The organism is Paenibacillus sp. GYB003 (assembly GCF_036577625.1).
In the GTDB taxonomy this organism is placed as follows: domain Bacteria; phylum Bacillota; class Bacilli; order Paenibacillales; family NBRC-103111; genus Paenibacillus_AB.
The window spans coordinates 36,753-49,400 of record NZ_JARBDC010000032.1; the positions used below are offsets into that span (position 1 = coordinate 36,753).

16 protein-coding genes are annotated in these 12,648 nt (G+C 60.9%); 10 read left to right on the forward strand and 6 right to left on the reverse strand.

Going from position 1 to position 12,648, the window contains the following annotated elements; all coding sequences use genetic code 11:
* Positions 1-8 precede the first annotated feature (8 nt).
* From PV407_RS10990 to PV407_RS11010, 5 genes are all read left to right on the forward strand, one after another.
* Entirely contained in the window at positions 9-1,091 is a 1,083-nt protein-coding gene (locus PV407_RS10990; RefSeq protein WP_332089964.1) for a sulfate ABC transporter substrate-binding protein, read from the forward strand.
* Between the two features lie 28 nt (positions 1,092-1,119).
* Positions 1,120-1,956, forward strand: a complete 837-nt coding sequence (gene cysT / locus PV407_RS10995; RefSeq protein ID WP_332089965.1) for a sulfate ABC transporter permease subunit CysT — start codon at positions 1,120-1,122, stop codon at positions 1,954-1,956.
* Positions 1,957-1,969: 13 nt separating this feature from the next.
* Entirely contained in the window at positions 1,970-2,854 is an 885-nt protein-coding gene (cysW, locus tag PV407_RS11000; protein ID WP_332089966.1) for a sulfate ABC transporter permease subunit CysW, read from the forward strand.
* A 95-nt stretch (positions 2,855-2,949) separates the two neighbouring features.
* Positions 2,950-4,008, forward strand: coding sequence for a sulfate/molybdate ABC transporter ATP-binding protein (locus PV407_RS11005; protein WP_332089967.1), 1,059 nt, complete (start codon positions 2,950-2,952; stop codon positions 4,006-4,008).
* A 195-nt stretch (positions 4,009-4,203) separates the two neighbouring features.
* Entirely contained in the window at positions 4,204-4,458 is a 255-nt protein-coding gene (locus tag PV407_RS11010) for a YezD family protein (protein WP_332089968.1), read from the forward strand.
* A 79-nt stretch (positions 4,459-4,537) separates the two neighbouring features.
* Here PV407_RS11010 and PV407_RS11015 read toward each other — a convergent pair whose 3' ends face one another.
* On the reverse strand, positions 4,538-5,803 hold the full coding sequence (locus tag PV407_RS11015; RefSeq protein WP_332089969.1) for a TolB family protein: 1,266 nt from the start codon (positions 5,801-5,803) through the stop codon (positions 4,538-4,540).
* Positions 5,804-6,292: 489 nt separating this feature from the next.
* A complete protein-coding gene (locus tag PV407_RS11020) occupies positions 6,293-7,327 on the reverse strand; it encodes a hypothetical protein (RefSeq protein ID WP_332089970.1) in 1,035 nt (344 codons plus the stop codon).
* 446 nt (positions 7,328-7,773) lie between these two features.
* Between PV407_RS11020 and PV407_RS11025 the strand changes: the two genes are divergently transcribed.
* The 3 genes from PV407_RS11025 (at position 7,774) to PV407_RS11035 (ending at position 8,805) form a co-directional block, all read left to right on the forward strand.
* Positions 7,774-7,977: a YezD family protein gene (locus PV407_RS11025; RefSeq protein WP_332089971.1), complete on the forward strand. Its 204-nt coding sequence runs from the start codon at positions 7,774-7,776 to the stop codon at positions 7,975-7,977.
* A 114-nt stretch (positions 7,978-8,091) separates the two neighbouring features.
* A complete protein-coding gene (ssuE, locus tag PV407_RS11030; protein ID WP_332089972.1) occupies positions 8,092-8,637 on the forward strand; it encodes an NADPH-dependent FMN reductase in 546 nt (181 codons plus the stop codon).
* Between the two features lie 9 nt (positions 8,638-8,646).
* The gene (locus PV407_RS11035; RefSeq protein ID WP_332089973.1) at positions 8,647-8,805 is read left to right on the forward strand and encodes a hypothetical protein; all 159 of its coding nucleotides are present in this window, start codon (positions 8,647-8,649) and stop codon (positions 8,803-8,805) included.
* Positions 8,806-8,863: 58 nt separating this feature from the next.
* Here the strand turns inward: PV407_RS11035 and PV407_RS11040 are convergent, their stop codons facing one another.
* Positions 8,864-9,997, reverse strand: a complete 1,134-nt coding sequence (locus PV407_RS11040) for a hypothetical protein (protein WP_332089974.1) — start codon at positions 9,995-9,997, stop codon at positions 8,864-8,866.
* 195 nt (positions 9,998-10,192) lie between these two features.
* On the opposite strand from PV407_RS11040, the gene PV407_RS11045 reads away from it, so the two are divergent.
* Complete coding sequence (locus PV407_RS11045) at positions 10,193-10,429, forward strand: hypothetical protein (protein ID WP_332089975.1); 237 nt, start codon at positions 10,193-10,195, stop codon at positions 10,427-10,429.
* A 52-nt stretch (positions 10,430-10,481) separates the two neighbouring features.
* Here the strand turns inward: PV407_RS11045 and PV407_RS11050 are convergent, their stop codons facing one another.
* Both PV407_RS11050 and PV407_RS11055 read right to left on the reverse strand, forming a co-directional pair.
* Positions 10,482-10,718, reverse strand: a complete 237-nt coding sequence (locus PV407_RS11050; RefSeq protein ID WP_332089976.1) for a DUF1450 domain-containing protein — start codon at positions 10,716-10,718, stop codon at positions 10,482-10,484.
* Positions 10,719-10,743: 25 nt separating this feature from the next.
* Positions 10,744-11,046, reverse strand: a complete 303-nt coding sequence (locus PV407_RS11055; protein ID WP_332089977.1) for an iron-sulfur cluster assembly accessory protein — start codon at positions 11,044-11,046, stop codon at positions 10,744-10,746.
* Between the two features lie 140 nt (positions 11,047-11,186).
* On the opposite strand from PV407_RS11055, the gene ytvI reads away from it, so the two are divergent.
* Positions 11,187-12,284: a sporulation integral membrane protein YtvI gene (gene ytvI, locus PV407_RS11060; protein WP_332089978.1), complete on the forward strand. Its 1,098-nt coding sequence runs from the start codon at positions 11,187-11,189 to the stop codon at positions 12,282-12,284.
* A gap of 33 nt (positions 12,285-12,317) precedes the next feature.
* Here ytvI and PV407_RS11065 read toward each other — a convergent pair whose 3' ends face one another.
* Complete coding sequence (locus tag PV407_RS11065; protein WP_332089979.1) at positions 12,318-12,584, reverse strand: hypothetical protein; 267 nt, start codon at positions 12,582-12,584, stop codon at positions 12,318-12,320.
* Positions 12,585-12,648: the final 64 nt, after the last annotated feature.

Here is a 12,648-nt window from a genome sequence, read left to right on the forward strand (position 1 = left end):
CGAAACCGATGAAAAAACCGATCCTGCTGTCCGTCCTGTCCGCCGTTCTGCTCGTTGGACTTACCGCTTGCGGAGGAGGCGGCGCCGCATCCGGCTCGGACCAAACGCCCGCTTCGCCTTCGGGCGGCGGAGACGCCAAAGCCGCGGCGAAGCCGCCGGTCGAGCTGCTCAACGTATCTTACGATCCGACCCGCGAATTGTACGAAGAATACAACAAGGCGTTCGCCAAATATTGGGAAGGCAAAGCGAATCAAAAAGTGACGATCAAGCAGTCGCACGGCGGCTCCGGCAGCCAGGGGCGCTCGGTCATCGACGGCATCCAGGCCGACGTCGTCACGCTCGCGCTCGCCTACGACATCGACGCGATCCAGGAGAAAGGACTCATCAACGCCGACTGGCAAAAACGGCTTAAAGACAACAGCTCGCCATATACGTCGACCATCGTCTTCCTCGTCCGCAAAGGCAACCCGAAAGGCATTAAAGACTGGAACGACCTGATCAAGCCCGGCGTCAGCGTCATCACCCCGAACCCGAAAACGTCCGGCGGCGCGCGCTGGAACTACTTGGCCGCATGGGGCTACGCGCTGAAGCATAACAACAACGACGAAACCGCCGCCAAAGATTTCGTGACGAAGCTGTTCAAAAACGTGCCGGTTCTCGATTCCGGCGCCCGCGGCTCCACGACGACGTTCGTCGAACGGGGCATCGGCGACGTGCTGCTCGCCTGGGAAAACGAAGCGTTCCTGTCGCTGAAGGAGTTCGGCCCGGATAAGTTCGAAATCGTCGTGCCGTCGCTCAGCATATTGGCGGAGCCGCCCGTGGCCGTCGTCGACAAAGTGGTCGACAAAAAAGGAAGCCGCGAAGTCGCCGCGGCCTATCTCGACTATTTGTATTCCGAAGAAGGCCAGGAAATCGCCGCCAAAAACTTTTACCGCCCGCGGCTCGAATCGGTCGCGAAAAAGTACGAGAAGCAGTTTCCGAAAATCGAGCTCATTACCGTCGACACGCATTTCGGCGGCTGGGCGAAAGCGCAAAAAACCCATTTCGCGGACGGCGGCACGTTCGACCAAATTTACAAGCCGTCCAAATAACGCAAGGTGACAGGAGTGACCTGAGCCTATGGCTTCATCCGTCAAAAAACGTTCCGTCCTGCCGGGCTTCGGCTTGTCGATGGGATTCACGATTTTGTATCTCAGCCTGATCGTGCTGTTCCCGCTCGCCGGCATCGTCGTCAAGTCGACGCAGCAAAGCTGGGACAAATTTTGGGAAACGGCGACCGATCCGCGCGTCCTCGCTTCGATCGAGGTCAGCTTGACGACATCGCTGTGCGCCGCCGCCGTCAACGCCGTATTCGGGCTTATCGTAGCCTGGGTGCTCGTTCGCTACAGCTTTCCGGGAAAACGGCTGATCGACGGCCTCGTCGATTTGCCGTTCGCCCTCCCGACCGCCGTCGCCGGCATCGCCCTGACCGCCATTTACTCGCAGAACGGGGCGCTCGGCAGCTTTTTCGCCAAGTTCGATATTAAAACCGCCTATTCGCCGCTCGGCATAACGATCGCCCTGCTGTTTATCGGGCTGCCGTTCGTCGTGCGCACGATCCAGCCGGTGCTTGAAGATTTGGAGAAGGACGTCGAGGAAGCCGCCGCTTCGCTCGGCGCCTCCCGGTGGCGCACGTTCCGGCGCGTCATTTTCCCCGCCGTGCTGCCGTCGCTGCTTACCGGATTCGCGCTCGCCTTCGCCCGGGGCCTCGGCGAATACGGCTCGGTCGTCTTCATCTCCGGCAACATGCCGATGAAGACCGAAATCGCGCCGCTGCTCATCCGGACGAAGCTGGAGCAGTACGATTACACCGGCGCGACGACGATCGCCTTTCTCATGCTGATCCTGTCGTTCGTTCTGCTGCTCGTCATCAACCTGCTGCAATGGCGCGCCAGCCGCCGCACGATTCAAGCCTAAGGAGGGAGTCACCATGGCAGGATCCGTCGCCGCCCGCACCGCGCCGCCGCCGGCCGGCCGTCCTACCGCTGCCGCCACGAGCGAATCGGCCGCGGTCAAATGGCTGCTGATCGCCGTCGCCTTGCTGTTCATCGGCCTCGTTCTCATACTGCCGCTCGTCACCGTATTTACGCAGGCGTTCAAAAAAGGCGCCGACGTCTTTCTCGCCGCCATCGTCGAGAAGGAGGCGCTGTCCGCCGTCCGGCTGACGCTGACGACCGCCCTGATTGCCGTTCCGCTCAATACGGTGTTCGGCATCGCCGCGGCTTGGGCGATCGCCAAGTTCAGCTTTCGCGGCAAGCAGCTGCTCGTGACGCTGATCGATTTGCCGTTCGCCATATCTCCGGTCATATCCGGCCTGATCTTCGTTCTGCTGTTCGGCGCCCAAGGCTGGTTCGGACCGTTTTTCATCGATCGCGGCATACCGGTCATATTCGCGCTGCCGGGCATCGTCATCGCCACCGTGTTCGTCACGTTTCCGTTCGTCGCCCGCGAGCTCATTCCGCTTATGCAGGCGCAGGGCAGCCAGGAGGAAGAAGCCGCCGTCAGCCTCGGCGCGAGCGGATGGACCGTCTTTTGGCGAGTGACGCTGCCGAATATCAAATGGGGGCTGCTGTACGGCATCATCTTGTGCAACGCCCGCGCCATGGGCGAATTCGGAGCGGTATCCGTCGTCTCCGGCCATATTCGCGGCGAAACGAACACGATGCCGCTGCACGTGGAAATTTTGTACAACGAGTACCAGTTTGCGGCTTCGTTCGCGGTCGCTTCGCTGCTCGTGCTGCTCGCGCTCGTGACGCTCGTCGTGAAAAGCGTCGTCGAATGGAAGCATCATCAATCGACCGTACAAACGGAATAGTCCCGGTCGGCGTCCCCCCGAAGGCGAAGCATCGCTTCGATGCTCCTTCCCGGACCTTTTGGGGGAGCCCCCGGGAACAGGAGGGAACGGAACGGATGTATATCGAAGTGAAGCAATTGGTCAAAACGTTCGGGGACTACACCGCCTCGGACAACGTCAGCTTCGGCATCGAGAAAGGCCGGCTGATCGGCCTGCTCGGACCGAGCGGCGGCGGCAAAACGACGATTTTGCGCATGCTGGCGGGGCTGGAAACGCCGGACTCCGGCGATATTTTCATCGACGGCAAGCGGGTCAACGACGTGCCCGCGCAGCGCCGCGGCATCGGCTTCGTGTTTCAAAGCTACGCTCTCTTCCGCCATATGACCGTCTTCGACAACATCGCCTTCGGCTTGACGATCCAGAAACGTTCGAAACGCGACATCAAGGCGCGCGTCACGGAGCTGATCGAGCTGACGGGGCTGAAAGGGCTGGAGCGGCGATATCCGAACCAGCTGTCCGGCGGGCAGCGCCAACGCGTCGCCTTTGCCCGCGCGCTCGCTCCCGAGCCGCATTTGCTGCTGCTCGACGAACCGTTCGCGGCCATCGACGCGAAGGTTCGCAAGGAGCTGCGGTCGTGGCTGCGGGCGACGATCGAGCGGATCGGCATTACGACGATTTTCGTGACGCACGACCAGGAGGAAGCGGTCGAGGTGGCGGACGAGATCATGATCATCAACGAAGGCAGGCTGGAGCAGAAAGGCTCCCCGGTCGACATTTATAAAAACCCGCATACGCCGTTCGTCGCCGGCTTTATCGGCGAGTCGAGCCAGCTGGACAATCCGGCGAGCCTGAAAGGCTTCGAGGACGAGCTGCCGGACGCGAAGGCGATCATCCGGCCCGAGTTCGTGGAAATCGGCAGGCCCGGCGAAATTACGACGCCGCTGGCGGCGGAATCGGGCGTCGTGCGCGGCGTGTTTTTCCGCGGCAGCAGCTGGCAAATCGAGGCGCAGATCGGCTCCAAATCGGTTTCCGCGTACCGCTCGCTGGAGAAGGCGCCGCTGAAAGCCGGGGACGAGGTGCTCGTGCTCATTCACCGGCTCTATTTGTTCAACGACAAACAGTCGCGCATCGTCGAGAACGCGATGAAATCCGATCCGATGCCGTACAGCATTTGAGGCGCGGAGCCGGAATACGCCGCGAAGCTTCACGTCACTTTTTGGGGTCTTTTCGGGGCTCCCCGAAAAGTACTCGGAATACGCTACAACGCTTCACGTCACTTTTTGGGGCTGTTTCCGGGGTCCCCGAAAAGTACTCGGAATACGCTGCAACGCTTCACGTCACTTTTTGGGGCAAAGTAGGAGGGATCGGGAATGAGCACATCGGTGCAATTGGACGACGTTTGGACGGAACGCATTTTAAGCAGCGTGTCGGGCTTGGAATACGGCAGCGTGCAAATTATCGTGCACGACGGCAAAATCGTGCAAATCGAACGGACCGAACGGAAACGGTTCGAAGCCGCCCATTCGGACCAAAACCGGCAAAACAAACCGAAGCAGCAGCAAAACCGCCGATCCGCACCGGGGACGAACGGAAAGCTGGCGCATTGGAAAAAACGAACCGAATAAAGCCGTTCGCGGCACAAACAAGCTTCCGTCGCCCGTTTCCGTACAGCGGCCGGAAGCTTGTTTCGTTTGCCTGCCTCGCTTATGCCCGCGGCTCGTACCAGGCGATGACGTCGCCCCAGTCGTACGCTTCGTAATACGAATCCGCCATGTCGACGGCGGAAATGTACGGCCGCGCATCCGCGCCGTCCGCGCCGGCGAGCCATACGGCCGCCCGCGTCCGGTCGGTCCGCACCCAGGCGAGCTTTTTGCCCCGCTCCAGGCTGGCCGGATCGAAATCGCCGCTGCCCTCCGGCGGGTACGTCAGCTGCTTCCGGTCGTTGTTGTGCACGTCGACGCGCACTAACGCCGGCAGCGGCCGCGCGGCCGGATCGTTCGACCATTCCGCCTCCTTCGACCTGGAGACGACGATGAACCGGTCGTTTTCCCATACGAAATCCCGGTCCGCGTACCCTTTCGGCGTGTAGGGCACTCGGCGGATAACCGGAAACTCCTTCACCTGCAGCTGCTTGTTTTGGATGGCGAACCGGCCTTCGCCTTCGATGTATCCGAGCAAATTTCGCGACGGCGCCCACCGCTGCCACTCGTTCCGCCGGATCATGACCGCGACCGTTCGGAACGTCTTGCCGTCGGCGGACAAGACGCACAGCGTATCGCTGTCGGCCGACAAGGAGGCGGTCGGAATCGCCAGAAACGAAATCCATTTGCGGTCCGGCGACCATTTGAAGCTGCTCGTGGTCACGGCGAAAAAGCTGTCGGATTGGGCGGGAAGCGTGAAAAACGGCTTCGCCTTCGCCGGGTCCATGCCGGCGTCCGCCGGTACGACAAACAGCCGGACGCGGCTCCAGCCGGACGGAAGCAGCTCCGCCGGGGACGAGACGAGAAACCCGTTCCCGTCCGGAAGCCACGAATAGCTGCCGACGCCCCCCGTCACGTTGCGAAACGGCTTCGCTCCGCCCCGCTCGATGTCGGCCACGTTCAAAACCGCGTCTATGACGAAGGCGAGCCGGTTCCGATCCGGCGACCATTCGTATTGGGCCGCGCCGCCGGCAACGGAAAACGCCCTTCCGCTCTCCAGGCTGTATACCCAAAGGTCGGTCCCGTTATCGCCGCCCGCGTAAGCGACGAACCGGCCGTCCGCCGACCATTTCGGGGCGCGCGCGTTCGCTCCGTTCGTCAGTTGCCGCTCGTCCGCTCCGTCCCGCTTCATCCACAGCTCGCCGCCGCGAATGAACGCCGCCTGAAGCGCGCGGTCGCGGGCCGGCTCGGCATGCGTTTCGCCGCCCGGCAGCACGCTCAGCAGCACGGCCAGCAGCGCAAGCAGCGCGCCGGTCATCGTTCTGATCAAAGGCGATCCCTCCTTATTCGAATTCCATAAGGAGTATTATTTTCCATCGGGGCGTCCGGTATACGTTCCCCTCGTCGCAAGCAAACGTCCGCTATCCCTCGACTTACCGGAAAAAAAGAAGAGCGGAAGGGAAAGGGCTTACCTTTCCGCTCCCGCCAACAGCAAAGTACATTCATGGGTATGTCCTCATCGTATCGCAATAACCATACATTGTCAATATGTAAGTTTAAAATGTTTCGCGCCTCTTCTAAGCCGGCCCGCCCTCGCGAATCAGCCTTCGCACGACGCGCGCGAAGTCATATTGCCTGCGCTCGAGCGTCCAAGCGTCCGGCGAGCCGAACGGCGGCGTTCGCCAGCCTGCCGCTTCCCTGATTTCCGTCAGCCAGTAGCTGTCTCTCAGACGTCGGTATGCGGGCCTCGCCTTCTGCCTACGGCGCGAACACCCGCTCCCCTCCGTTATCCGACAGCACGAAATAGATCGGCTTCGCGTTAATGGCCGCCACCTCCGATGTTCCCCGCAAAAATGTCGCGACTTGCCTGCAGAAGCTCCGCCTGCGTCTGCCGCAGCGCCGACATTTCCCGGGGAATGGCCAGCCACGGCGCATCGGCCCCTTCCGGATCGCCGTTCATCGCGCGGCGCAGCTCGTAACGTCCGAACACGCGCAGCACGTCGCGGGCGTCCTGAATGTCGCTTACGTCTTCGCCGACCATTCGTCTGCACGCATACGACAGCCGGTGCCGGTTCCGGACCGACTCCGGCGCGCATGCGATCCGCCTGGCGGCAGACGCGTCGTCCAGCGATTTCCATGCGTTGAACCGGTCGGCGATATGCCGGACGCCTTTCCGCTCGGCCAGCCGCTCGAATCTCGACCCGAGACGCGCAAACGAGTTGTCCCGTTCCCCCCAGCTTTCCAGCAAATACGTCCGCAGCAGCTCGACCGCCTCGTTCATGAAATAGGCCGCCGCCGACCGCCGGCCGAGCGCGATCGCTTCGTCCAGCAGCGAACCGTTTTCCGCGTAGCGCTCCTTCAGTTTGGCTTTCCGCATGCCGGCGATTTCGGCGTCGAACCGGTTTCGCCGAATCCAGTGCGCGACGTCGCGGCCGATCCCGTCGGGATCATATACGGCTTGTCCGTTGTAAGCTTTATCCACGATGTGATACACGGAGCGGTCCCCCAGAAGCCGTTCGGCGGCGCCGGCATCGGCGCGCGCGAGCTCCTTCGCCGTCGCCGCGGATAAATAAAGCGTCCCGACGTCCAGAGCGGTCCGCCATCCTTCCCGTTCCCACGCCTCGATCAACGCCGTTCTCAGCTCTTGAATGCGCCCGTTCGCTTCGAGCTCGCGACCGTCGTCGTAAATCGGAACGATATCGATATCCGAAAGCGGCCACGGCTCCCCTCCCCCGAGACTGCCTCCGAGCAGCAGCGCCTTAACGCCGGCGACCCCGCCGAACGTTTCGGCCGCCTGCGCCGCTCTGCGCGCAAGCACCGATCGCCAATTCGCCAAATACGCGCTTTCGTCCATCCGGCCATCCCTCCGTTTTGCAAATCGGTTGCGTTTGTATCCCCATCATACACGGATCGAATTTCGCCGAAGAACGGATTGTTTCGATGTACCGAAAAATTCCTTCCCGACCCGCGAAGCCAATCTGCCATTTTGAACGAAAGCGCCGCCGGCGCCGGTCCACCCGCGCGGAAAAGACAGTCCGCTCGGCCCTCCGTCCTTTGCGGACAGCCGCCTTTCCTTCATTCCAACAACATCTCCGAATCGGATTGACAGCGTTCCGAAGCGATGTTACGATGCCTACATAGTATTCCAACTACATTTATAGGAATAGTCAGAAAGAGCGGGGCTATACCCGAAAGCCGAACGGATGCGGCTTCGATTTCGAGCCGACCGATCGATGCGGCTCCGGGATACGCCAATGTTCCAGCCATCAATCGAATCCATCGAAAACGGAGGAATGAGTTATGAGCAATGCGGTTCAAGTGGACGACGTGTGGGCGGATCGCATATTGAACAGCGTGAGGGGACTGGAATACGGCAATGTGCAAATTATCGTGCACGACGGCAAAATCGTGCAAATCGAACGGACCGAACGGAAACGGTTCGATTCGCTTTCCTTGAATCAAGCCCGGAACCGCTCCGACGCTTTGAAACAGCAAACCCGCTAAGTCGACCGAACGACCGGAGGCTTTCGCGCGGCGCCCCGCTTTGCGGCGTCCTGCGTCGAAAGCCTTTTTTCGATTCCCGCAAATATCCATTACGCAGAAAGCTGGTGTTTCCTTATGGCTCGTATCGTCATCGTATCCGGCAGCCCGACGCCGACCTCCCGGTTGAACGGCATACTCGATTACGCGCAAACGGTTTTGGAGCAAGGCGGCGCTTCCGTCGACCGGCTGCTCGTCCGGGATTTGCCCCCGCACGACCTCGTTCACGCCCAATTCGACAGCCCCGACGTGCTGAAAGCCGTCGCCCTGGTCGAGCGGGCCGACGCCGTCCTGATCGCCACGCCGGTTTATAAGGCGGCCTACACGGGGCTGCTCAAAACGTTTCTCGATTTGCTGCCGCAAAAGGCGCTCGCGCGCAAAACGGTGCTGCCGATCGCCATCGGCGGGACGATCGCGCATCTGCTGTCGATCGACTACTCGTTGAAGCCCGTGCTCTCCGCTCTTGGCGCAACCCGGCTCCAGGCCGGCGCTTTTATCGTCGATTCCCAAGTGCTGCGGGACGACGAAGGCCGCTTGACGCTCGAGGAGGGGGCGAGCAAAAGGCTCCGCGACGCGCTGCAATCGTTCCTCGACGAAATCGAGCCGGCGCGGCAAAACGCATAGGCTCGCCTTATGCCCGATTGGAACAACAAATGGTTCGTTTACGCTTACGCCGTCGCGCTGATCGTACTCGGCTTCGCGCTGATCGGCGGCTGCGGGGACGACGGCGCGGCGGAGTCCGCGGAATGCCGTCCCTCCCTCCAAGCGGCAACCGTCGCCGGCGGGACATAAAGCAAAAAAACGCATCGCTCCGGCATTTCGGAGCGTGCGTTTTTTGCTGCGACGGCCGTCAATCCCCGCCGCCGCCTCCGCATCCGGACGAGCAGGAAGACGAGCTGCACGAGGACGAGCCGCCGGAGCCGCTGTCCGAGCCGCCCGCGCCGCCATCCGAGCCGCCGTCGGAACGGTCGTCGGCGCCGCCGTCTCCGGCATAGGACGCCGAGCATCCGGAGCTTCCGCACGCCGACTGGTTCTTCCTCTCTTCCTCCGGCATGACTTCCTCCATATGCCGCTCGTAACCGAACGGGTCAACGACCGAGAACAGCATCATCGACGTAGCGAGCATGCCGAACGCGGTCGCGCCGGACATCGCGTCGGCAGACGCCGGGCGCGACGACCGAAGCCGCTCCATATGCGCGCGCAGCCGATCCGGACTTTCCCCGGCCGCACCGGCCTGCGCGATCTGCTCCTTCGCTTTCCCGATCAGCAGGGCGATCGTCCGCTCCACCTCGGGGTTGTATTCGGCCGCCTTCGCGTTAAACAACGCGGCCACGATCGCTTCCTCCGAATCGCCCCCCAGCGTCCCGACAAGCCGCTTGTCGAGCGGATAGCGGAAAAAGCCGCGCCATATTCGGCCGCTGTACGGCGTAGGCGTATACAGGGCGCTGTACACCCAATCGAACCAGGCCCGCTCTCCCGCCATCTCGACCGGCTCCCCGTGCGGCGCATGGTGCACCGTCCGGCCGTTCCAATGTCGGCAAAACCGTTCGTACTCCCGGGTGAACATGAGCATCTCGTGCCATATGACGTCGACCTCGGGACTGAACATCGGAACTTGCTTCAACACCGCGTTCATGAGCATATACCGTTTGAGCTCCAGCAGCTTGCATTCGTATTCGGCTTCCGACATCCGCGGATGGTTGCCCAGCACGCGCCGCTTCAGCTGCGGGCCGAAATTTTCCTCGAAAGCGAGCTCCAGCTGTCCGGCCGTCTCCTCGAGCGGGATGCCCGGCGCGAGTCCGAGACCTGTCGGCAGACCGTCCGTCCCGTAAGGTCGCGGAGCTTGACCCGGAGCCGGCACCTTCCGCCCGGACGACTGCCCGCCGCCGGACATGCCGGCCGCGCGCTTCTTCCTCCCCGAAGCGCTTGCCGCCACCGCCAAAACGGCGATCGCGACGACGACGATTACGACGATTGCTTCCATGCTTCCGTTCTCCTCCCAAACGTTCTTCTCGGCCTGCGCGTTCTCTCGGAATAGGCTTCGAAGCCCGTCCCCGCTTTGCGGGGGCCCTCGCGCCCGTACCGCCGATTGCGTTCATTATCCGCGCCGCCCGTTTTCTGATATGATAGATACGATCGAACGACCGACTATATCGCCTTATAAAAAAGGAGATTGTTGATGCGCAGCAAACGAATGCTGATTCTCGCCGCAGTCGAGCTCGCGATCGCCGTCGCGTTCGCTACCGCCTCGGCGCTCGTCCTGCTCTACGAAAGAGACGATGTATGGCTGCAGCTTGTCCTCGTGTTCGGAGGAATCGCCGGGCTGCTGAACGGAGCCTACTTGCTGAAATTGCGCAACCGGCAGCCGTCGCGCGGACGGACCCGGCCGCCCGGCGCTCCGAAAACACGCCGTTAGGCGGAACGTCCCGCCACAAAACAAGACGGCCCCGCTTTCGCCGGGGACCGTCTCATTTGTATGCCGCCGCTTTAATATGCTTGCTCGCCTTCTCGATCGCCTCGTCTTCCGTAGGGGCGGTGACGTATCGGCCGTTGACGAAAATGAACGCCGCGCGCGAGCAGGGGCCGCAGTACGACTTGCAGCCGACCTTGATGTCCGCGTCCGGCGCAAGCTTCCGCAGCTTCGGCAGCGCCGTCTTCATTTTCATATGCTTGCATTTGTCGCAAATGCGTATATCGTTCGCCATATCCCGGTTCCTTCGCAGGCGCCGATTAATGGTCGCCGGTATTTCCTTTGCTCGGGTTCGTGATGAAAAACCCTTCGTTCGGCAAATACAAATAGTCGATTTTGACGCCGTCGAGCATCGGCTCGTTTTTCTCCAAAACGACGTCGATGCCTTTGTCCGTCGCGACGACGATATCGTCCTCGGTAGGCTCGTCCAATCCGAGCGCGTAATGCACGTGGTTGCCGTGCGTAAAGTCGACTTTGACCCGTACCTTCAAGCCGTTGTTTTCTTCCTGCGCCAATTCGTTTAGCAGCACCTTCGCCGCGTTTCTCGTAATTTTGACGTTCATCCGTTCCACTCCTTGTTATGCTTGCCTTAGTCCACTCTCAAAATGATACCACGTTTTGCGGGCATCGTCTAACTTTTGTGGACTTCCCCTGCGCAAAACGATAAAATGTTGGAGAATAATCCCTTCGCCGAGGTGCCGCGATGCTATCGTTTTATAAAAAATATTACAAGACCGCGTTCGACATAGCGCTCATGGCGCTGACCGTTTACTTGTTCATGCTGGCGTTCAGCTATTTGTACCGGATCGCGACCCCGATTTTCCTCGCGCTCGTCATCTATGCGATGATCGAGCCGCTGGCGAGGTTTTTGAACCGGAAAGGGATGAAGAAAACGCTCGCGACGACGATCTCGACGCTGCTGTTCATTTTGATTTTGCTCAGCGTCATTATCGGCGCGGGCGCGATTTTCACGGCGCAGCTGTACCAGCTCATTCAAAAAATTCCCGAGTACGCGCTCGTTCTTCAGCATCAGATCGTCGGCAATATGGGGTATTGGCAGTCGAAGCTCGAGGCGCTTCCGGCCGATTGGGTCGACCGCGCGAAAGAATATTCGACGATCGTCACCGATAAGGGCGCGAAGCTGGCGACGACGTTTCTGGGCGGATTGTTCGGGATGCTGACGTCCGTCTCCTCGTTCGTGTTCAACTTCGTGGTCGGCATCATTCTCGCCTACTTCCTCAGCATCGAAATCGAATCGTGGAAACGGCTCGCGAACGAAAAGACGCCGCGGACGTTTAAAACCGCGTTTTTTTTCCTGAAGGAAAACGTGCTGAAAGGAATCGTCACTTACGTGAAGGCGCAGTCGAAGCTGATCGCGCTGACGTTCGGAATCGTCTTCGTCGCCCTGCTGCTGCTCCGCGTCGACAACGCGTTTTCGATCGCGCTGCTGTCGGCCGTCTTCGACGTGCTGCCGCTGCTCGGCGTATCGACCGTGTTTATTCCGTGGATCATCTACTTGTTCGTCGTCGGCAATATCAAGCTGGCCATATGGCTTATCGTGCTGCTCGCCTTCGTCGTCGGGACGCGGCAAATTTTGGAGCCGAAAATTACCGGGGATTCGCTCGGCGTGTCCGCCTTCACGATGCTGTCGTTCATGATCGTCTCGCTGTCGCTGTTCGGCGTGGCGGGCGTCATTTTGTCGCCGGTCCTCATCATTTTGGTGAAGGCGCTGTACGACCAGGGCTATTTGCGCAAATGGATCCGGCTGCCCGAGGAAGAATACGACAAACATTTGCAGTAAGCCCGCGTCCGGCGCGCCGCCTTCCGGCTCGCTTCATTTTCGTTCGTCGTGCAAGCCGGCGGCGCCGGTTTCGCCGTATTTGCGCTCGGCGCGCGCGGCGAACCAGTTCATCGCGATCATCGTGATGGCGATATCGTCGAGCGGGAGAAACGGCAGCGCGTCGGGCAGCACCCAGTACAGCAGCACCGGAATGCCGAACAGCAGCTTTTCGCGGACCGGCACCGACCGGGAAGCGAGAAGCCGGATAACGCGCCGCGCGACGCCGCTCCAATGTTTGTACGACAACAGCTTGCGGATCATGCGCCTTTCGTCCCTCCCGTTCGTCTCCTCGCCGCGACCGCCGGCTTACCGCCCATATATATAA

Bases quoted from the DNA above. Each gene is read 5' to 3' on its own strand.
- PV407_RS11055 (WP_332089977.1), bottom strand. From the start codon at position 11,046: ATGAACGTCAAAATTACGAGAAACGCGGCGAAGGTGCTGCTAAACGAA.
- PV407_RS11050 (WP_332089976.1), bottom strand. From the start codon at position 10,718: ATGGCGAACGATATACGCATTTGCGACAAATGCAAGCATATGAAAATG.
- ytvI (WP_332089978.1), top strand. From the start codon at position 11,187: ATGCTATCGTTTTATAAAAAATATTACAAGACCGCGTTCGACATAGCG.
- PV407_RS11025 (WP_332089971.1), top strand. From the start codon at position 7,774: ATGAGCAATGCGGTTCAAGTGGACGACGTGTGGGCGGATCGCATATTG.
- PV407_RS11040 (WP_332089974.1), bottom strand. From the start codon at position 9,997: ATGGAAGCAATCGTCGTAATCGTCGTCGTCGCGATCGCCGTTTTGGCG.
- PV407_RS11045 (WP_332089975.1), top strand. From the start codon at position 10,193: ATGCGCAGCAAACGAATGCTGATTCTCGCCGCAGTCGAGCTCGCGATC.
- PV407_RS10990 (WP_332089964.1), top strand. From the start codon at position 9: ATGAAAAAACCGATCCTGCTGTCCGTCCTGTCCGCCGTTCTGCTCGTT.
- PV407_RS11020 (WP_332089970.1), bottom strand. From the start codon at position 7,327: ATGGACGAAAGCGCGTATTTGGCGAATTGGCGATCGGTGCTTGCGCGC.
- cysT (WP_332089965.1), top strand. From the start codon at position 1,120: ATGGCTTCATCCGTCAAAAAACGTTCCGTCCTGCCGGGCTTCGGCTTG.
- cysW (WP_332089966.1), top strand. From the start codon at position 1,970: ATGGCAGGATCCGTCGCCGCCCGCACCGCGCCGCCGCCGGCCGGCCGT.
- PV407_RS11035 (WP_332089973.1), top strand. From the start codon at position 8,647: ATGCCCGATTGGAACAACAAATGGTTCGTTTACGCTTACGCCGTCGCG.
- PV407_RS11065 (WP_332089979.1), bottom strand. From the start codon at position 12,584: ATGATCCGCAAGCTGTTGTCGTACAAACATTGGAGCGGCGTCGCGCGG.
- PV407_RS11010 (WP_332089968.1), top strand. From the start codon at position 4,204: ATGAGCACATCGGTGCAATTGGACGACGTTTGGACGGAACGCATTTTA.
- PV407_RS11005 (WP_332089967.1), top strand. From the start codon at position 2,950: ATGTATATCGAAGTGAAGCAATTGGTCAAAACGTTCGGGGACTACACC.
- ssuE (WP_332089972.1), top strand. From the start codon at position 8,092: ATGGCTCGTATCGTCATCGTATCCGGCAGCCCGACGCCGACCTCCCGG.